This window comes from Streptomyces sp. NPDC001544 (assembly GCF_042894285.1).
In the GTDB taxonomy this organism is placed as follows: Bacteria; Actinomycetota; Actinomycetes; order Streptomycetales; family Streptomycetaceae; genus Streptomyces.
Genome location: NZ_JBIAVN010000001.1, coordinates 463559 through 481741, shown reverse-complemented (window position 1 = coordinate 481741; position 18183 = coordinate 463559). Strand labels below are relative to the sequence as shown.

Below are 18183 nucleotides of genomic sequence, written 5' to 3'. Positions count from 1 at the left end.
CCGCATGGCCCGCGACCTCGACACCGACGTCCTGCAGAACCCCAGCCATGACTACACCCGCTCCCCCGCCCCAACCACACACCACCCCGACCTCGTCGTCGCGCTGAACCAGTACGGCGTGGAGGGGATCTTCGTTCGCCTGTATGGCCCTGCTGTACCAACCTCACCGCACGGCGACCCCTGCGCGGTGCTGAGCGTGAAACAGGCGACGGTACGCAGTCTGGGCAGCCGCCTGCGACGGCGCTGGAAGACGGAGTTCGTCGACGCCCGGCCGCGGACCCGACAGGAGCCACCTGTTGCCGGTCGCCCCGAATTCCCGTACGCCATCCAGGTAGACCTCAGCGGCGAACCCGAGGCCGAACTGCACTCGGTACTCGACGAACTGGCCGCTCAAGGCGCCCATTTACTGTTCGACGTACTCCTCGGAGGCAGGGACCGCTCTGTCTCACGGGTGCGTCAGGTACTGACCGAGGTGCTATTCCGCGAGAACCTGCGCATCCGCTTCGACTCCGATGTGCTGTACCTGCCCTGGTCCCTGCTCTGTCTGCCCTGGAGCACGCCTCGTCATACCGGACTCGACGGCCTCTTCGGGCGCTTCCTCGGCCATCGCCACCAGATCGAGCAGACCGGCGGCTACTACCCGGAGCTCCCGGATTCCCGGGCGCCCGCACCGCTGCCGGGTCAACCCTGCGTGAGCCTGAACCACGACACGGAACTCGACGTAGCGGGCAGGACCAAAGCGGCACAGGTGGCGGCCCTCCTAGCCAAGGACACGACGTTCCATGAGCGCCGCAGCCGTCAGGAACTGGTCGACGACATCGCGAGGGGAAAGCTGGACGAGCAGTTCATGTACTTCTGGTGTCACGGCCATTTCCGGGCCGAAGCCACCGACTCACCCTTCCTCGTGGTGCAGTTGAGCGACGGACACGACATCGACGCACAGACCGTACTGGCCCGTTGCGCCGCGCACGTGGACACCGTGCTGCACCGGCACCCACTCGTCCTGCTCAACGCCTGCTACGGCGGAATGCCGGGTACCGCCGAACTGGCCCACCTGGGCGGCGCTCTCATCCAGGCGGGCGCCGCCGGAGTGCTAGGGCCGCAGATCGAAATGCCGCAGCTCTTCGCGGCCGAGTACGCACTGCAGTACGTGACGCGGTACCTGAGCGGCCAGGACACCGCAGGGGCCATCGCGCATGCCCTGGTACGCCATTTCGCGGACACCCACCGCAACCCGCTCGCACTCGCCTACACGCTGCACTGCGGCATGGACAGCCGCATGGAGCGTGCGCTGTGACGCCGGCCGTCCTCGATCTGGATCCCACCGGCTGGCTCCTGCGGGAAACCCGCACCGGCCCGCGTCCCGTCCCGGAGCACCGCCTCGACGACCATTTCGCCGCATCGCTCACTCCACCGGACTGGGCCACAGACCTTCTGGTCTACGCCCACGGCTGGCAGACGAAGCCCGAGTCCGCGCTCGCCACGGTCCACCGGCTCCTCACCCTGATCACGGATGAGTACGACCACGGCCCCTACCCGAACCTCAAACCCTGGCGGCCCTGGACCGTCCTGATCCGCTGGCCCTCCCGTTCCCGCCCGTCCCTCGGCGGTTACCGCAGCATCCGAGACCGTGCCCACACCATGAGTACCAAGGGCCACGCCTCACACGTCATCGGCCGTCTCCTCGGATACCTGGACGCCCGCCGCACCGACCCCGCCGCACCGCCCGTCCTCGCCAACCGTCACGGCCAGTACCTGCACCTGATCGGCCACTCCTTCGGCTGCCGGCTGCTCTGCGAAGCCGTGCAGTGGGCAGCCGGCCAAGAGCCGCTCACCCTGGGGTGGAATACGCCCGAGCCCCACGGGCGACCCTTCACCGTCGACTCCATGTTGCTGCTGCAGATGGCAGCCCCTCGAGACGCCTTCGCGTCCCGCTTCACCGCGCTGGCCCAGGCACCACTGCGCGGGCCGGTCGTCGCCACCTACTCCCAACACGACCGCGCGACCGGCTTCTGGCACCTCCGGGCGGAGAAGCGGGCCGGCATCGGCTACGCAGGCATCGGTACAGCACCCTCGCCCGTCTCCGCCATACAGATGCTGCCGCCCCGGCAGCCCTACCCCCTCACCGACCTCGACCATCGCTTCGTGAGCGTCGACGCAAGCGAGGTGTTCGTGCACGGCAACGGTCCCGCCGGCGCCCACTCCGACCATCTGCGCCCCGAGACAGCGCACCTTCTGCTGTCCCTGGCGAACCACTCCCGCTGAGCAGCGGACACTCCTTGTAGGACCGGTGTCCGAATGGGCTACCGGCCGACAGCACCTACTCCGGGATCGACGGCCCTCCGTAGCACGGGCGCCGTCAGGCGCCCGCCTTGCACACGCCCCACACGGCATCACGGATGTCGAGGACTACCACGCCGTCGATGGTCGCGACGCCGCCCTTGCCGAAGCGGACCCACAACGGGAAGGCGCCGGCGTCGCGGGCGAAGACAAGCTTCTGGGCGGAGGCCGCGTTCGGCGCGGAGTCGATCTCGACCACGAAGGACGTTGGTCATGGTCCCCCTGAGGTCTTGTTGTGGCGGCCGCGCCGTCATGCGGGGCCGCCGTGTTACTGAACGTCAGGAAGCCGATTCCGGTACAGCTGCCTGCGGCCAGCAAGGTGTCGGCTCAGCTGGGCCCCAACCTCGGTGACCGGGGCGCAGCAAGACCTCAGGGCTGGGGCGGTTCGAACTGCTGGAGTCACGCCTGCGCCGTCTTGTTGATCACCTTCGGTGGAGTCGACGCCCCCCGCACTCCGGCACGGCCCCGCCCCTGGCCGAGGAAGGACGTTCACCCGGCCCGCCCGGCCGTTCGGGTGTTCTTCCGTCGGGCCGCTCGCCGGGGCTTGACCTGGCGGAACACCGTCTGAGGGGCCGGGTGGGGACACCCGTTCATCCCATCCCCGGCATCCCGTTCGACAAGCGCGCACGGCGATGTGCCACTTACCTCGGAAGAGCACGTCAACGAGTCGGACGAGCTCGAGGAGCACCATGCGTCGCACCGCCCGTCTGCTGACCGGTACCGCGCTCGCCGTCACCGCCGCCGGTCTGGCCACCGCGCCCGCGCGCGCGGACGGCGGCGGCCTGCAGGTGTCCCCGGCCGGCGTGGTGCCCGGCGACACGGTCACGGTGAAGACGGCGGCCTGCCCGGGCAGGGGTACGGCGGCCGGGGACGCCACGGCGGTGGGCGCCGGGACGTTCACGCTGGCGCCCGGGACGCAGCAGGGCGAGGCATCCGGGGAGTTCCGGGTGCCGCCGAGCGCGCAGCCGGGGACGTACGAGATCGTCGCTCGGTGCGCGGAGGGCGACAAGCGGGTGACGGGCGACCTGGTGGTGACGCTGACGACGGCGGGGGCGGCGGCGCGCGAGCAGGTGGAGCCGCGCGGAAGTGTGAAGACGGGGGTCGGTGGCGCACTCGGGCCCGACCCCGTGCATACCACGGCGGGTGTGGCGGCTCTGGCCGTCGCCGCCGCGGGCGGTACCTGGCTCCTGCATCGCCGGGCGAGAGGCGACGGGATCTGACGGACACCCTCCGCTGTCCGTCGGTCGGTACCGCAACTCCCGTCCCCTCCGGGTCCGATGCCCCTCGCGGCCCGGAGGGGAACGGGTTCTTCATAAAGGGGCCCGGCTCCGGGAAGGGGCCCGGCTCCGGGAAGGGGTCGCATGCGCAGGATCGGCGACACCGCCATAGCCGCCGTCACCGTGGTCGCCCTGGGTTCCGGAGTGTGGCTGCTGGGCACCGGCTCCGCGACGCACGCCCCGCCGCAGCCGTCCGCCGCCGAGGGCCGTCCCGAGCCGGCCGAGGAGCGGCTCGGGTCACCCGCGCTGGCGCCCTCGCCGCCCACCCGGATCCGCATCCCCGCGATCCGGGTGAACGCCCCGCTGATGGGGCTGGGGCTGACGAGCTCCGGCAGCCTGGACGTACCGCCCGCGGGGAACAAGAACCTCGCCGGCTGGTACGAGGCGGGCATCACCCCGGGTGAGCGGGGCACCGCGATCGTCGCCGGGCACGTCGACAACACCGAGGGCCCCGCCGTCTTCTACGACCTCGGCGGTCTCAGGCGCGGCGCCGTGATCGAGGTCGACCGGCAGGACGGGAGCGTCGCGGTGTTCACCGTGGACGCGGTGGAGGTGTACTCGGCGCACGACTTCCCCGACAAGAAGGTGTACGGCCCGGCGAAGCGCCCGGAGCTGCGGGTGATCACCTGCGGCGGGGGCTACTCCAAGCTCACCGGGTATCAGGGGAACGTGGTCGTGTTCGCCCATCTGACGGGAAGCCGTCAGGCGTGACGGGCAGCCGTCGGGACGCGATGCGGATCGGGCAGGACGCGATGCGGACCGTCGGAACGTGATGCGGATCGGTCAGAGCCTCGGTGAGCCGTCAGGGCCGGGGCGTGGGCCCGGGCCCCGTGCGCTCTCCAGATGACGCAGCACCGCCAGCACCCGCCGGTGTCCGGTCTCCGAGGGGGGCAGGTCGAGTTTGGCGAAGATGTTGGCGATGTGCTTCTCCACGGCGCGGTCGGAGACGGTGAAGGCGGCGGCGATGGCCTGGTTGGTGCGGCCCTCGGCCATCAGGGCGAGCACCTCGCGTTCGCGGCGCGTGAGCGTGTCGAGGGCGGTGGTCCGGCGGCTCGCGCCGAAGAACTGCGCGACCACCTCGGGATCGAGCGCGGTGCCACCGCCCGCGACCCGTTCCAGCGCGCCGACGAACTCGTCGATGTCGACGACTCGTTCCTTGAGCAGGTAGCCGAACCCCGCCGGATCGCCGAGCAGCCGGGCCGCGTACGTCGTCTCCACGTACTGGGAGAAGAGCAGGATGCCGGTGCCCGGGTGCTCGGCGCGCAGCCGGAGGGCGGCCCTAACGCCCTCGTCGGACTGGGTGGGCGGCAGCCGGATGTCGATGACGGCGACGTCGGGGGCGTGCTCGGCGACGGCCGCCAGCAGCGCCTCGGCGTCCCCGACGGCCGCGGCGACCTCCACCTGGCGCAGCCCGAGCAGTTGTACGAGGCCGTCGCGCAACAGGGCCGAGTCCTCGGCGATGACGACGCGCATGCCCCTCCTCCGGGCCGGGCCCGGCGAGGCGGTGTCGCCGTCACACGGGCAGTTCGACGGTGACCACCGTAGGCCCTCCGGGCGGGCTGTCACTGGTCAGTGCACCGTCGACGGTGCGGACGCGGGCCAGCAGGCCGGTGAGGCCGGAACCCGCGCCGATCACGGCGCCACCGCGGCCGTCGTCGATGACCCGCAGGCGGAGCAGTCCGCCGCGGGCGGTGACGTCGACCGTGACACCGCTCGCCCCGCTGTGCTTGGCGGCGTTGGCGAGGAGTTCGGCGGCGCAGAAGTAGGCGATGGACTCGAGAGCGGGGCTGGGCCGGTCGTCGACGGCGGTGGTGAGGGTGACGGGCAGGGCGCTGTCGGCGGCGAGGGTGGCGAGGGCAGCGGGCAGGCCCTGGTCGAGTACGGGCGGGTGGATGCCCTTGACCAGGTGGCGGAGGTCGGCGATGGCCTGGGTGGCGTTGCCCTGTGCGGTGTCGACGACGGCGAGGATTCGGTCGGGGGCGGCGCCGGCGGTGATCAGTTCACGGATCACGGTGAGGTGCATGGCGAGGCCGACCAGGCGAGCCTGCGTGCCGTCGTGCAGGTCGCGTTCGACACGGCGCAGGGTGGCGGCGGCGTCCTCGACGGCGTGTGCGCGGGTCTCCTCCAGGGTGCGGATACGGCGGTCGGCGGCGTCGGGCCCCAGCAGCGCGGTCAGCACGGCGCGGTGGGGCCCGAGGGCGTGCCGCAGGAGGTGCGGGGCCACGGCCAGCAACAGCAGTCCCGCTGTGAACGGGATCAACCAGCGCGGCCAGGTGTCGAGCTGGTGGCCGAAGAACTCCAGGGACACATGGCGTACGGTGCCGTCGGGCTCGTGAACGGCGCGCTGGTTCCAGCGGGCGACCAGCGGGTGCAGGGTGAACAGGGTGCCGTAGACGTATCCGATGGCGGCGGCGACGTACGCCAGAACCGCTGTGCAGGGAGCCACCACGGCACAGCCGACGGCCCGCCACCCCGCCCGGTCCCGCAGTACGGCCCGCCGCCACGCCAGCGCCCCCGCCCCCGCGGGCAGCGCCGGTGCCTCGATCTCCACCGCCAGCAGCCACCGGGCCAGCGTCCGCTGCAGCGTCCCCAGTGCCAGAGCCCCGCGCACCGTTCCCGCCACCAGCCACAGTCCGAGCGTCGTCACCGACAGCAGCCCGCCGAAAAGCAGTCCGACCAGGGTCAGCCAGCACCCGACGAGCGCGAGTGGGAAGGAGAGGATTCCGTACAGCAGCGCGGCCAGGGCGCGCGGGCCGAAGGTGGCGACGGCGCGGGAGCGGAGGCGCTCGGTCATCGGCTCGGGCATGGGGCCAACCTAGGGGAGGAGTGACCTTGCCTAGGCGAGGAGCGACTTGGCGACGCGGATCTGGAGAGCCGCCAGGCCCCGCCCCAGCCAGGGCATCAGCAGCCCGAACCCGACGCCCCCGACGACCGCGTGGAACGCCCACGCCCCGGCGAAGGTCGGTCCGCCCCAGGCGTCGGAGTAGTCCGACCCGGCGCGCAGCGGCCAGCCGAGGTTCATGGGGACCAGCGACCAGCCGTACACCGTGACGAACGCGGCGAGGAGGTTGAGCGGGGTCGCGGCCAGCGCGTGCGGCAGCCCGCCGGTCCGGGTGGACGGCGGCAGGTCTGTGCCCAGGAAGCGCCGCACCAGCGCCCGCTGCCACCGTCCCGTCGGGGCTCCCAGCAGCGACAGCGGAACGCACGCCACACCGACCGGCAGGGCGAGCAGCGCGTAGCCGGCCCGGCGCCAGGTGCCGGTGGTGAAGGGCTCGCGGGTGATGCGCCAGACCAGTACGGCGGCGGTGTCCCGCCTGATGGCGGTCGAGGTGCTGTCCATGTGGGTCCCCCTGACGGTGGGCTGCGGTGATCCGGTCCCTTCCAGGCTGCCGCCCGCGTCCGTGGTGCACGATGGTGCCTGCACGGAACCCGGGGGTTCGGCCAGCCCCACCCTGAGCACCACCTCACAGCCCCTTTCCGGTCCTCGGTCAAGGCCCTCACACCCCCTCCCCGTCCTCGCTGAGGGCAGCGTTCCTCACGGGAAACAGATGCGATGCGGCCGGGTAACGTCCACACCGCACGCTCGACCACATGACCTCGAATACGCGTGTGGTGGTGATCGGCGCCGGCCTCGCGGGCGTACGGCTCGCCCGGCGGCTCGGTGAGCTCGGCACGCCCGCGCTGCTGGTCGGCGAGGAGGAGCACCGCCCGTACAACCGGGTGCTGCTCGCCGAGGTGCTGGCCGGCCGTTACGCCCCCGAGGTGATCGCGCTCCCGGCGCCCGACGGCATGGTGCGCGCCCGGGTCGTCGGCATCGACCGCGCCGCTCGTCGGGTGCGGTGCGCGGACGGTTCGGCGATCGCCTACGACACGCTGGTCCTGGCCACCGGCTCCAACCCCGTACTCCCACCGCTGCGCGGCCTGTTCACCCCGGGCCACGAGCCCCCCGAGGGCGTGCACGCGTTCCGCACCATGGACGACTGCCTGGGCCTGTCCAAGGCGGTCCGGCCGGGTGTGCGGGCGGTCGTCGTCGGCGGTGGACTGCTCGGGGTGTCCGCGGCGCGGGCGCTGGCGGTGCGCGGCGCGCAGGTCGTCCTCGCCCAGCAGGGCGCGCGGCTGATGGAACGTCAGCTCGACCCGGCCGCCTCGAAGCTCGTCCGGCGCCATCTGGAGGACCTGGGTGTCGAGGTGCACACCGAGTGCCGGGTGCGGGACGTGCGCTCGGTCGCCGGCGCGGTCCGCTCGGTGGAGATGGCCGACGGCTACGCCCTCGGGGCCGACCTCGTGGTCCTGGCCTGCGGGGTGCACCCGCGTACCGGTCTCGCCGAGGACGCCGGACTCGCCGTCCACAAGGGCATCCTGGTCGACGACCAACTGCGCACCTCCGACCCGCACATCCACGCGGTCGGCGACTGTGCCCAGCACGACGGCACGGTGTACGGCCTCGCCACGCCCGCCCTGGAACAGGCCGATGCGCTGGCCGAGTTGCTCGCCGGGCGCGCCGGCACCCGCTACACCGGCACCCGTTCCCTGACCCGGCTGACCCTGACCGGCCCAAACTCCCCCTTCGACCTCGCCGCCTTCGGGGAGCCCGAGCCGCTCCCCGGCGACGACGTCGTACAGCTCGCCGACGCGACCCGGGGCACCTACCGCAAGGTCGTCGTCCGCGACGACCGCCTGGTCGGCGGGGTCCTGGTCGGCGAACTCGGCACCGTCGGCGCACTCGCCCGCGCCTGGGAGGGAGCAGAGCCGCTCCCCATGGACGGCGGCCCCCTGCTCCACCTGCTCACCAACGATGGAGGCTCCTGATGACCGCCGCCCCGGGGGCGAACCCCACGATCGTGCTCGTCGGCCACGGCATGGTCGGCCAGCGCTTCCTCGAAGCGCTCGCCGAGCGCGGCCTGACCGCCACGCACCGCGTGGTCGTGCTCTGCGAGGAGCCGCGTCCGGCGTACGACCGCGTGCAGCTCACCTCGTACTTCTCGGGCCGGACGCCCGAGGAACTGTCCATGACGGACATGGAGTTCATCAACGACCACGGCATCGAGCTGTACGTGGGCGACCCCGCGGAGACCATCGACCGGGCGGCGATGAAGGTCACGGCCAGGTCCGGTCAGGTCTTCGCGTACGACACCCTCGTCCTCGCCACCGGCTCCTACCCGTTCGTGCCGCCGGTCCCGAACAAGGACGCCGAGGGCTGTTTCGTCTACCGCACGATCGAGGACCTGCTCGCGATCGAGGCGTACGCGAAGAAGAGGGCCCGGGTGGGCGCCGTGGTCGGTGGTGGTCTGCTCGGTCTTGAGGCGGCCGGTGCGCTGAAGGGTCTCGGACTCACCTCCCACATCGTGGAGTTCGCGCCGCGTCTGATGCCCGTGCAGGTCGACGACGGCGGTGGCGCCGCGCTGCTGCGCACCATCGAGGACATGGGCCTGACCGTGCACACCGGGGTGGGCACGCAGGAGATCGTCGTCGACGGCTCCGGTGCGGTCACCGGTATGAAGCTGTCCGACGGTTCCGAACTCGCCACCGACCTGGTGGTGTTCAGCGCCGGAGTCCGCCCGCGCGACCAGCTCGCCCGCGACTGCGGACTGGCGGTCGGCGAGCGTGGCGGCATCACGGTGGACGAGCAGTGCCGCACGGTCGGCGACCCGCACGTGTTCGCGATCGGCGAGTGCGCGCTGGCCTCCGACGGCCGGGTGTACGGCCTGGTGGCGCCGGGTTACGAGCAGGCCGAGACGGCCGCCGCGACCATCGCCGAGGACGACACCGAGCAGTTGAGGTTCACCGGCGCCGACCTGTCCACCAAGCTGAAGCTGCTCGGTGTGGACGTGGCCTCCTTCGGTGACGCGCACGGCACCGCCGAGGACTGCCTGGACGTCGTCTACTCCGACTCCCGGGCCGGCCTGTACAAGAAGCTGGTCATCGGCCGGGACGGCACGCTGCTCGGCGGCATCCTGGTCGGTGACGCGGACGCGTACGGCACGTTGCGCGCGCTGACCGGTTCGGTGCCGCCGATCGCGCCGGAGTCCCTGGTGCTGCCCGCGGGGTCCGGTGGAGGCGCCCAGCTCGGCCCGTCCGCCCTCCCGGACGAGGCGGTCATCTGCTCCTGCCACAACGTCAGCAAGGGCACGATCCGCGGCGCGGTCACCGAGCACCGGTGCACCACGGTGCCGGAGGTGAAGAAGTGCACCAAGGCGGGTACGGGCTGCGGCAGTTGCGTGAAGGTGCTGGGCCAGCTCGTCACCGCCGAACTGGAGGCGAACGGCGTCGAGGTCGACAAGGGCCTGTGCGGCTGCTTCTCCCAGACCCGCGAGGAGCTGTACGAGATCGTCCTCGCCCTGCGCGTCACCTCGTACCAGGACCTGCTCGACCGGTACGGCCGTGACGGCGCCCGGGGCGGTGACGGCTGCGAGGTCTGCAAGCCGGCGGTGGCCTCGATCATCGCCTCCCTCGCCCCGGCGATCGGCGCGAGCGGCTACGTCCTGGACGGCGAGCAGGCGGCCCTGCAGGACAGCAACGACCACTTCCTCGCCAACCTGCAGAAGAACGGCTCGTACTCGGTCGTGCCGCGCATCCCCGGCGGTGAGATCGCCCCGGAGAAGCTGATCGTGATCGGTGAGATCGCGCGGGACTTCGGCCTCTACACGAAGATCACCGGCGGTCAGCGGATCGACATGTTCGGCGCCCGCGTCGAGCAGCTCCCGCTGATCTGGGCCCGGCTGGTCGACGCCGGCTTCGAGTCCGGGCACGCCTACGGCAAGTCGCTGCGCACGGTGAAGTCCTGCGTGGGGCAGACCTGGTGCCGCTACGGCGTGCAGGACTCGGTCCGGATGGCGATCGACCTGGAGCTGCGCTACCGGGGGCTGCGTTCCCCGCACAAGCTGAAGTCCGCCGTGTCGGGGTGCGCCCGCGAGTGCGCGGAGGCCCAGTCGAAGGACTTCGGCGTCATCGCCACCTCGAACGGCTGGAACCTGTACGTCGGCGGCAACGGCGGTGCGACCCCGCGCCACGCGGACCTGCTGGCCCAGGACCTGTCCGACGCCGAACTGGTCCGTCTGATCGACCGGTTCCTGATGTTCTACATCCGAACCGCCGACCGTCTGGAGCGCACCTCGACCTGGCTGGAGCGGCTCCCCGGCGGCCTGGACCACGTACGGGACGTCGTGGTGCACGACTCGCTCGGCATCTGCGCCGAGCTGGAGTCGCTGATGGCCGCGCACGTCGGCAACTACCGCGACGAGTGGGCCGAGACCATCAACGACCCCGAGAAGCTGGCCCGGTTCGTGTCCTTCGTGAACGCCCCGGACACCCCCGACCCGGTCGTCGGCTTCGTCCCCGAACGCGACCAGATCAAGCCGGACCTGCCGCTGCTCTCCATCGGCATGCGCCCCACCGAAGACATTCTGGAAGGAAGCGCCCAGCGATGACCCTGGCACCCGAGACCACCGACCTGAAGGTCCAGCTCCAGCTGGACTCCGAGACCGACGAGTGGTTCACGGTCTGCGACCTCAACACCCTGACCCCCGGCCGCGGGGTGGCCGCGCTGCTGCCGGACGGCCGCCAGGTCGCCCTGTTCCGCGACCGTAACGGCCAGTTGTACGGCATCGACAACCGCGACCCGTTCGTCGGCGCGGCCGTCCTCTCCCGCGGCCTGACCGGCACCGACCGGGGCCGGCCGTTCGTCGCCTCGCCCCTGCTGAAGCAGCGGTTCGACCTGGTCACCGGGCAGTGCCTGGACGACGAGTCGGTGACGGTCGCCGCGTACGAGGTGCGCGCCAACTGACCCTCACGTCCTGGCCGGCGCGCGCCGCCCGCGCGCGGCGGCCGGGACGGCTCCCGCCAGGAACGCCTGATCGCGGCGGTCACGGCGGGCGGGCCGGCGCTGATTGACCGGTCGTTCCGGAAACCTTAGGGTGCGCTGCATGGCGAGGACCAAGGAGTTCGACCCGGACGCCGCGCTGCAGTCGGCCCTGGAGATGTTCTGGCGGCGGGGGTACGAGGCGACGTCGATGTCTGACCTGGTGGAGCACCTGGGCATCGGACGGGCCAGTATCTACGCGACCTTCGGCAACAAGCACGAGCTGTATCTGAAGGCGCTGGAGCGCTATCAGCAGGGCTGTGACGGACCACTGCTGCGGGAACTGTCGCAGCCGGGCCCGGCACTGCCCGCCGTGCGGAGCGTCGTACGGCGTTTCGCGGCGGAGGCGGCCGCCGAGGAGCGACGGCTGCGCGGCTGCTTCGTCACCAACACGGCGGCCGAACTGGCCCCGCACGACCCGGCGGCGGCCCGCCGCGTGGAGCTCGGCTGGGACCAGATGGAGACCCTGCTGCGCTCGGCACTGGTACGCGCCCAGGCACAGGGAGAACTGGCCGCCGACCGCGATCCGCTCACCCTCTCCCGGATGCTGCTGGTGCTGATGCAGGGCCTGCGGGTGGTCGGCAAGGCGTCGGCGGACCCGGCCCGGGTGCGGGACGCGGCGGAGCAGGCGCTGGCCCTGCTCGACTGACACCGGTACTGGACCGATCGGTCAGGAAAAGGAGCGTCGCTGCTTCAGCGCGTCGTACGTGACGCCCGTCAGCCGTTCGGACTCCGTCCAGAGCCGCTCCCCCATCGCGTCGTTGAGCGTCCACGGCGCTCGCCATGACAGGGCCGGCGCGCCCCTCCACATCGCGAAGGACGGGCCGACGAAGGCGTCGGGCCGTACGTCGGGGGCGGTCGCCGCGTACAGCGCCGGCAGGGCCCCCGCGTCGGCCGTCTGGGCGACGACCCGGTTGCCGAGCTCCACCAGCCGCTCGACGGCCCGGCGCCCCTCGGCCCGGAGGCCGGCGGTCTGGAGGTTGGTGGCGGCGTAGCCGGGATGGGCCGCGGCTGCCACCACGTCCGCCCCGTAGGCCGCCAGCCGCCGGGCCAGCTCGTGGGTGAAGAGCAGGTTGGCGGTCTTGGACCGGGCATAGGCGACCCAGCGCCGGTAGCGGCGCGCGCTGTTCAGGTCGGAGGGATCGATGTTGGCCAGGGTGTGCATCACGCTGGACACGGTCACGATCCGGGCGCCGGGCGTGGCGAGCAGCGTGGGCAGCAGCAGACCGGTGAGGGCGAAGTGCCCCAGATGATTGACGCCGAACTGGGTCTCGAAGCCGTCGGCCGTGGTCCCGTACGGGAGCCCTATCACTCCGGCGTTGTTGACGAGCAGGTCGACCCGCTCGTACGGCAGCCGTTCCGCGAACTCCCGTACGGACGCCAGGTCTGCGAGGTCGAGCCGCATGAACTCGGCCCGCGCCTTGGGCACTTCGGCCACGATCCGGTCGGCCGCCGCGTTCCCCCGCGCCTCGCTCCGGCAGGCGAGCACCACCCGGGCCCCCCGGCGCGCGAGCTCCCGCGCGGTGACGTACCCGAGGCCGCTGTTGGCGCCGGTGACGACAGCGGTGCGGCCGGTCTGGTCGGGGATACGGTCGACGGTCCAGGCGGGCATGATCGGGTCCTTACCGTGAGTGCCGGAAACCTCTGACCCCAAGGATGTCCTCCGGGGATCATGAGGTCCATGACCACACCCCGAGCGGAGCTCGGTGTGGCGCGCACTCGCGTGGGCGACGGAGCCGGATCAGCCGTGGCCCAGCGGAGAGCCGTTCAGCTTCTTCGTGATCGCTCCCTTGCCGTCACCCGTGATGTCGTAGACGACTGTGCAGTCCGCCGACCAGTACAGCTCCTTCAGGTACGTCTGGTTCGATGTGGCGCAGGTATTGGCCGGGGCGTCGGTGTGCCACTCGAGGTTGTCATTGACGATCTTGGTCCAGTCGCACGTCTTCGATGTGACGACGTTGTCCGCCGCCGCCTTGTCCGTGCGGTACTCCAGCCTTGTGGTGATCTTGAAGCTCGTGAAGCGCGTGGAATCGTCCTTCACCACGGAATCGAGCACCGACCACCACATGGTCGACTCGGCGTGGGCCTTCGGCGGGATGGAATCGCCGTCGTTCACGTCGAGAGTGTTCTGGAAGTCGTGCTCGCTGTGGCGGGGCCGCGATCGTCCGGTACGTAGGGTGCAAGAAGAGCAGTCGTCTCGTGGACGTCTGGCACGGGGCGGAGGTCGCCTACCAGAGGAAGGAGATCGCCTCCCACAAGCAGCGGCTGGAGGCGCAGAAGGCACACGACACGCGGCTGGTCCGCAACGCGCGCACGGTTCTCGCCCGGTCCGGCAACCGGTGAGGAGCGCCGTCCCTGCCCCGTGAGTCGGCCGGCGCGTCCCCGTACGTCACGCGCCGGCCGGCGTGCGCCCCGTACAACCATTTCCGCCGCAGCCGCGTCCAACATTGCGACCCAATCCACCCATTCGCCCAGATGGAGGCGGATGCGCCATGGCTCTGCACTCTTCCCACCTCACCCGGCGCGGCATCGCCGTCTCTGTGACCACCGTCCTCGCGGCGGCGGGGGTCACCTGGGGCGTGACGACGGCGGCTCAGGCGCAGCAGGCGTCGAGCGGCACGCGTACCTGCACCGTGAATGACCTGTACCTCTCCATGGGCCGCAAGGAGGGCGCGGCGGGCTCGCTCTACTGGCCGGTCCGGTTCACCAACACCAGCACCACCGGCTGCGCCCTGCGCGGCTACCCGGGCGTCAGCGTCCTCGACTCCGCGCACCGGCAGATCGGGCCGGCCGCCACCCACAGCGGCTCGTCCTACTCCACGGTCGCCCTCGCCCCCGCCCACTCCGCGTCGGCGGTCGTCCGCACCACCAACGGTCCCGTCGGCGGTCCGTGCCTGCGTACCGGCAGCTACCTCAGGGTCTATCCGCCGGCCTCCACCAAGGCGGTCCTCGTTCCGGCCGGCTGGAAGACCTGTTCCGGCGTCTTCCAGGTGGGGCCGGTCAACACCGACGGCACCTTCTGAGCGGAAAGGAGGGGCGGCACCGGACCGACCCCATGAACAGGGGACCGGGATCTGCCGCCCCTCACAGCCCGCACCGGATGCCGCGGCTTCGCATGGGAGCAGCCGTTGAGGGCGCGCGTCGACCGGGAACATCCGGCACACCGGCTGGACCCACCACCGTTCGGCCTCACCGCGTCGTGGCCGGCGGCGGTGTCGCGCAAGCTGGGGGCGGGGCCCGGCAGGAGCGAGGTGGATGTGGACGTGAACGCCCCTTCGACCGAGAGCTGGATACTCGGCTGGGTGCTTCGAGCCCGACAGGTCACCCACGGGGCGGTGATGGCCGGGCTCCTGGTGGACCTCGCGGCCGATCCGCGCCAGGTCCACCTCGCCCGCACGGTCCGCTTTCCGGTCGACCCCGCCGCCCGCGCCCTCGGAGTCCAGCCCGAGGCCGTACGCATGGCCCTGCACCAGCTCGCCATGGCCAGGCTGATCCACTTCAGGACCGAGGACCACCCCGACGACGGACCGCACGTCACCGTCATCCTGCTGTTCCCGCCACCGCCCCCGGCCTGACCGCCCCCGGCCGGTGGCGGGAGTCCCCTGAGGACCGACGGCAGGAGGGACGGCACCCCCGCACAGGGTGCCGCCCCTCCCTTCTGGTGCGCCGGAGCCGCCGCCGATCGGTGAGGGTCGGGTGACAAGCGGCGGCTCCGGGGCCTTCCCGGTGGGTCAGCGGTGGTCGCTGCCCGCCGACTGGGTGGCCGCGCGGCCCGCCTCCAGGCGGGCGACCGGGATGCGGAACGGGGAGCAGGAGACGTAGTCGAGCCCGGCCTCGTGGAAGAAGTGGACCGACTCGGGGTCGCCGCCGTGCTCACCGCAGACGCCGAGCTTCAGGTCGGGACGGGTCTCGCGGCCCGCCTTCGCCGCGGCCTTGACCAGGGAGCCGACGCCGTCCTTGTCGATCGTCTCGAACGGCGACACCCCGAAGATGCCCTTCTCCAGGTACGCCGTGAAGAACGAGGCCTCGACGTCGTCCCGGCTGAAGCCCCACACCGTCTGGGTGAGGTCGTTGGTGCCGAAGGAGAAGAACTCCGCCGCCTCGGCGATCTGGCCGGCGGTCAGCGCGGCACGCGGCAGCTCGATCATCGTGCCGATCGCGAGCTTCAGCCGGGTGCCCGTGGCGGCCTCGACCTCGGCGACGACCCGGTCGGCCTCCTCGCGGACGATCTCCAGCTCCTGGACGGTGCCGACGAGCGGGATCATGATCTCCGCGCGCGGGTCGCCCTTGGCGTTCATGCGCTCGGCCGCGGCCTCGGCGATCGCGCGGACCTGCATCGTGAACAGGCCGGGGATGACCAGGCCGAGCCGGACACCGCGCAAGCCCAGCATCGGGTTCTGCTCGTGCAGCCGGTGGACGGCCTGGAGCAGGCGCAGCTCGTTCTCGTGCGGCTCCTGCCGGGACTCGGCGAGGGCCACGCGGACCGAGAGCTCCGTGATGTCGGGGAGGAACTCGTGCAGCGGCGGGTCCAGGAGGCGGATCGTCACCGGGAGGCCGTCCATCGCGGAGAACAGCTCCACGAAGTCCTGCTTCTGCATCGGGAGCAGCGCCTTCAGGCTCTCCTCGCGCTCCTCCTGCGTGTCGGCCAGGATGAGGCGCTCGACCAGCTCCCGGCGGTCGCCGAGGAACATGTGCTCGGTGCGGCACAGCCCGATGCCCTGCGCTCCGAAGCGACGGGCGCGCAGCGCGTCCTCGGCGTTGTCCGCGTTGGCCCGCACCCGCAGCCGGCGCTTGCGGTCGGCGAAGGCCATGATCCGGTGCACGGCCTCGACGAGTTCGTCGGCGTCGTGGGCGCCCGCGTGCATCCGGCCCTCGAAGTACTCCACGACCGGGGAGGGCACCACCGGGACCTCGCCCAGGTAGACCTTGCCGCTGGAGCCGTCGATGGAGATCACGTCGCCCTCCTCGACGACGTGCCCGCCCGGTACCGTCATCCGGCGCCGCTTGGTGTCGACCTCCAGGTCCTCGGCGCCGCAGACACAGGTCTTGCCCATGCCGCGCGCGACGACGGCCGCGTGGGAGGTCTTGCCGCCGCGGGAGGTGAGGATGCCCTCGGCCGCGATCATGCCGTCGAGGTCGTCGGGGTTGGTCTCGCGGCGGACCAGGATGACCTTCTCCCCGGAGCGGGACCACTTGACGGCGGTGTAGGAGTCGAAGACCGCCTTGCCGACGGCCGCGCCCGGCGAGGCGGCGATGCCCCGGCCGACCTGCTCGGCCTTGGCGTGCTCGTCGAAGCGGGGGAACATCAGCTGGGCGAGCTGGGCGCCGTTGACCCGCTGCAGCGCCTCGGTCTCGTCGATCAGGCCCTGGTCCACCAGCTGGGTGGCGATGCGGAAGGCGGCACCGGCGGTGCGCTTGCCGACGCGGGTCTGCAGCATCCACAGCTGGCCGCGCTCGATGGTGAACTCGATGTCGCAGAGATCCTTGTAGTGGTTCTCCAGGGTCTCCATGATCTGCATGAGCTGGTCGTACGACTTCTTGTCGATCTGCTCCAGCTCGGCCAGCGGGACGGTGTTGCGGATGCCCGCGACCACGTCCTCGCCCTGCGCGTTCTGCAGGTAGTCGCCGTACACGCCCTGGTGGCCGGAGGCCGGGTCGCGGGTGAAGGCGACGCCGGTGCCGGAGTCGGGGCCCAGGTTGCCGAAGACCATGGAGCAGACGTTGACGGCCGTGCCGAGGTCGTGCGGGATGCGCTCCTGGCGGCGGTAGAGCTTGGCGCGGTCGCCGTTCCAGGAGTCGAAGACCGCCTTGATGGCGAGGTCCATCTGCTCGCGCGGGTCCTGCGGGAAGTCCCGGCCGGCCTCCTTCTTGACGATCTTCTTGAAGGTGGTGACCAGCTTCTTCAGGTCCGCGGCCTCCAGCTCGGTGTCGACCGTGACCTTCTTGGCGGCTTTGGCCTTGTCGAGGGCCTCCTCGAAGAGGTCGCCGTCGACGCCGAGGACGGTCTTGCCGAACATCTGGATGAGGCGGCGGTAGGAGTCCCAGGCGAAGCGCTCGTCGCCGGCCTGCTTGGCCAGGCCCTGCACCGACTTGTCGGACAGGCCGATGTTCAGGACGGTGTCCATCATTCCGGGCATGGAGAACTTGGCGCCGGAGCGGACGGAGACGAGGAGGGGGTCGTCGGCCTGGCCGAGCTTCTTGCCCATCTTCTGCTCGAGGGCGTCGAGGTGCGCACTCACCTCGTCACGCAGGTCCGCCGGCTCCTCACCACTGTCGAGGTAGACCTTGCAGGCCTCGGTGGTGATGGTGAAGCCGGGCGGGACGGGAAGCCCCAGGTTGGTCATCTCGGCGAGGTTCGCACCCTTGCCACCGAGCAGGTCCTTGAGGTCCTTGTTGCCCTCGGTGAAGTCGTAGACGAACTTCGCTACGCGGGGTTCTTTGTTTTCCGACACGGGTCTCGACTCCTTGAGGCCGCGGTGGCTGCCCTGACGGCGAGGAACATACCCAGATCGAAGGTGCCTGGGTACGTCCACTTGCGTGTCATGCGCCCGTAACCAGTCGTCCGCCAGCGGATCGAAAGTCAAAGCTTGGCAAGTGGTGACGGGCCCGTGTTTTCACTTCTTGAACGCGCAAGTGGCCAGAGGTGCGGTTTTCTGCTCAGATGAGCAGGTCGTGCCACGTCTGATTTCGATCGATGAACGATCAAGA

18 protein-coding genes are annotated in these 18183 nt (G+C 71.2%); 11 read left to right on the top strand and 7 right to left on the bottom strand.

The features are described 5' to 3' along the window. Window positions 1–4: 4 nt before the first annotated feature. Both ACFY0F_RS02125 and ACFY0F_RS02120 read left to right on the top strand, forming a co-directional pair. A complete protein-coding gene (locus ACFY0F_RS02125) occupies window positions 5–1297 on the top strand; it encodes a CHAT domain-containing protein (protein ID WP_388787516.1) in 1293 nt (430 codons plus the stop codon). Next, on the top strand, window positions 1294–2265 hold the full coding sequence (locus ACFY0F_RS02120) for a hypothetical protein (RefSeq protein WP_388787513.1): 972 nt from the start codon (window positions 1294–1296) through the stop codon (window positions 2263–2265). The genes ACFY0F_RS02125 and ACFY0F_RS02120 overlap by 4 nt, the downstream gene beginning before the upstream one ends. Before the next feature lie 94 nt (window positions 2266–2359). On the opposite strand, the gene ACFY0F_RS02115 is transcribed toward ACFY0F_RS02120, so the two are convergent. Next, complete coding sequence (locus tag ACFY0F_RS02115; protein WP_388787510.1) at window positions 2360–2539, bottom strand: hypothetical protein; 180 nt, start codon at window positions 2537–2539, stop codon at window positions 2360–2362. A 490-nt stretch (window positions 2540–3029) separates the two neighbouring features. Here ACFY0F_RS02115 and ACFY0F_RS02110 point away from each other — a divergent pair, with 490 nt between their 5' ends. Together ACFY0F_RS02110 and ACFY0F_RS02105 are read left to right on the top strand one after the other, a co-directional pair. After that, the gene (locus tag ACFY0F_RS02110) at window positions 3030–3560 is read left to right on the top strand and encodes a hypothetical protein (protein WP_388787507.1); all 531 of its coding nucleotides are present in this window, start codon (window positions 3030–3032) and stop codon (window positions 3558–3560) included. Window positions 3561–3701: 141 nt separating this feature from the next. Continuing rightward, window positions 3702–4328: a class F sortase gene (locus ACFY0F_RS02105; protein WP_388787504.1), complete on the top strand. Its 627-nt coding sequence runs from the start codon at window positions 3702–3704 to the stop codon at window positions 4326–4328. A gap of 72 nt (window positions 4329–4400) precedes the next feature. On the opposite strand, the gene ACFY0F_RS02100 is transcribed toward ACFY0F_RS02105, so the two are convergent. The 3 genes from ACFY0F_RS02100 to ACFY0F_RS02090 are packed head-to-tail and all read right to left on the bottom strand — an operon-like array spanning window position 4401 to window position 6957. Beyond that, the gene (locus tag ACFY0F_RS02100; protein ID WP_388787501.1) at window positions 4401–5090 is read right to left on the bottom strand and encodes a LuxR C-terminal-related transcriptional regulator; all 690 of its coding nucleotides are present in this window, start codon (window positions 5088–5090) and stop codon (window positions 4401–4403) included. 40 nt (window positions 5091–5130) lie between these two features. Next, window positions 5131–6423, bottom strand: coding sequence for a sensor histidine kinase (locus ACFY0F_RS02095; RefSeq protein WP_388787498.1), 1293 nt, complete (start codon window positions 6421–6423; stop codon window positions 5131–5133). A gap of 30 nt (window positions 6424–6453) precedes the next feature. Next, window positions 6454–6957, bottom strand: a complete 504-nt coding sequence (locus ACFY0F_RS02090) for a hypothetical protein (RefSeq protein ID WP_388787495.1) — start codon at window positions 6955–6957, stop codon at window positions 6454–6456. Window positions 6958–7208: 251 nt separating this feature from the next. On the opposite strand from ACFY0F_RS02090, the gene ACFY0F_RS02085 reads away from it, so the two are divergent. The 4 genes from ACFY0F_RS02085 to ACFY0F_RS02070 all read left to right on the top strand — a co-directional run bounded on the left by ACFY0F_RS02085 (window position 7209) and on the right by ACFY0F_RS02070 (window position 12124). Beyond that, window positions 7209–8426: an NAD(P)/FAD-dependent oxidoreductase gene (locus ACFY0F_RS02085; protein ID WP_388787492.1), complete on the top strand. Its 1218-nt coding sequence runs from the start codon at window positions 7209–7211 to the stop codon at window positions 8424–8426. Further along, on the top strand, window positions 8426–11044 hold the full coding sequence (nirB, locus tag ACFY0F_RS02080) for a nitrite reductase large subunit NirB (protein WP_388787489.1): 2619 nt from the start codon (window positions 8426–8428) through the stop codon (window positions 11042–11044). The genes ACFY0F_RS02085 and nirB overlap by 1 nt, the downstream gene beginning before the upstream one ends. Then, entirely contained in the window at window positions 11041–11400 is a 360-nt protein-coding gene (nirD, locus tag ACFY0F_RS02075; protein ID WP_388787486.1) for a nitrite reductase small subunit NirD, read from the top strand. Before nirB ends, nirD begins: the two co-directional genes overlap by 4 nt. 139 nt (window positions 11401–11539) lie before the next feature. Beyond that, complete coding sequence (locus ACFY0F_RS02070) at window positions 11540–12124, top strand: TetR/AcrR family transcriptional regulator (RefSeq protein ID WP_388787484.1); 585 nt, start codon at window positions 11540–11542, stop codon at window positions 12122–12124. Between the two features lie 21 nt (window positions 12125–12145). Here ACFY0F_RS02070 and ACFY0F_RS02065 read toward each other — a convergent pair whose 3' ends face one another. After that, complete coding sequence (locus tag ACFY0F_RS02065) at window positions 12146–13087, bottom strand: oxidoreductase (protein WP_388787481.1); 942 nt, start codon at window positions 13085–13087, stop codon at window positions 12146–12148. Window positions 13088–13216: 129 nt separating this feature from the next. Continuing rightward, window positions 13217–13591: a hypothetical protein gene (locus tag ACFY0F_RS02060; protein ID WP_388787478.1), complete on the bottom strand. Its 375-nt coding sequence runs from the start codon at window positions 13589–13591 to the stop codon at window positions 13217–13219. 83 nt (window positions 13592–13674) lie between these two features. On the opposite strand from ACFY0F_RS02060, the gene ACFY0F_RS02055 reads away from it, so the two are divergent. The 3 genes from ACFY0F_RS02055 (at window position 13675) to ACFY0F_RS02045 (ending at window position 15050) form a co-directional block, all read left to right on the top strand. After that, window positions 13675–13818: a hypothetical protein gene (locus ACFY0F_RS02055; RefSeq protein ID WP_388787476.1), complete on the top strand. Its 144-nt coding sequence runs from the start codon at window positions 13675–13677 to the stop codon at window positions 13816–13818. 149 nt (window positions 13819–13967) lie between these two features. Then, on the top strand, window positions 13968–14498 hold the full coding sequence (locus ACFY0F_RS02050) for a DUF4232 domain-containing protein (protein WP_388787473.1): 531 nt from the start codon (window positions 13968–13970) through the stop codon (window positions 14496–14498). A gap of 240 nt (window positions 14499–14738) precedes the next feature. Then, complete coding sequence (locus ACFY0F_RS02045; RefSeq protein WP_388787470.1) at window positions 14739–15050, top strand: hypothetical protein; 312 nt, start codon at window positions 14739–14741, stop codon at window positions 15048–15050. A 156-nt stretch (window positions 15051–15206) separates the two neighbouring features. On the opposite strand, the gene ppdK is transcribed toward ACFY0F_RS02045, so the two are convergent. Then, window positions 15207–17927, bottom strand: a complete 2721-nt coding sequence (ppdK, locus tag ACFY0F_RS02040; RefSeq protein ID WP_388787468.1) for a pyruvate, phosphate dikinase — start codon at window positions 17925–17927, stop codon at window positions 15207–15209. Window positions 17928–18183: the final 256 nt, after the last annotated feature.

Excerpts from the sequence above, each read along its gene's own strand:
- ACFY0F_RS02125 (WP_388787516.1), top strand. The coding sequence starts at position 5 with ATGGCCCGCGACCTCGACACCGACGTCCTGCAGAACCCCAGCCATGAC.
- ACFY0F_RS02110 (WP_388787507.1), top strand. The coding sequence starts at position 3,030 with ATGCGTCGCACCGCCCGTCTGCTGACCGGTACCGCGCTCGCCGTCACC.
- ACFY0F_RS02105 (WP_388787504.1), top strand. The coding sequence starts at position 3,702 with ATGCGCAGGATCGGCGACACCGCCATAGCCGCCGTCACCGTGGTCGCC.
- ACFY0F_RS02100 (WP_388787501.1), bottom strand. The coding sequence starts at position 5,090 with ATGCGCGTCGTCATCGCCGAGGACTCGGCCCTGTTGCGCGACGGCCTC.
- ACFY0F_RS02095 (WP_388787498.1), bottom strand. The coding sequence starts at position 6,423 with ATGCCCGAGCCGATGACCGAGCGCCTCCGCTCCCGCGCCGTCGCCACC.
- ACFY0F_RS02090 (WP_388787495.1), bottom strand. The coding sequence starts at position 6,957 with ATGGACAGCACCTCGACCGCCATCAGGCGGGACACCGCCGCCGTACTG.
- ACFY0F_RS02085 (WP_388787492.1), top strand. The coding sequence starts at position 7,209 with ATGACCTCGAATACGCGTGTGGTGGTGATCGGCGCCGGCCTCGCGGGC.
- nirB (WP_388787489.1), top strand. The coding sequence starts at position 8,426 with ATGACCGCCGCCCCGGGGGCGAACCCCACGATCGTGCTCGTCGGCCAC.
- nirD (WP_388787486.1), top strand. The coding sequence starts at position 11,041 with ATGACCCTGGCACCCGAGACCACCGACCTGAAGGTCCAGCTCCAGCTG.
- ACFY0F_RS02070 (WP_388787484.1), top strand. The coding sequence starts at position 11,540 with ATGGCGAGGACCAAGGAGTTCGACCCGGACGCCGCGCTGCAGTCGGCC.
- ACFY0F_RS02065 (WP_388787481.1), bottom strand. The coding sequence starts at position 13,087 with ATGCCCGCCTGGACCGTCGACCGTATCCCCGACCAGACCGGCCGCACC.
- ACFY0F_RS02050 (WP_388787473.1), top strand. The coding sequence starts at position 13,968 with ATGGCTCTGCACTCTTCCCACCTCACCCGGCGCGGCATCGCCGTCTCT.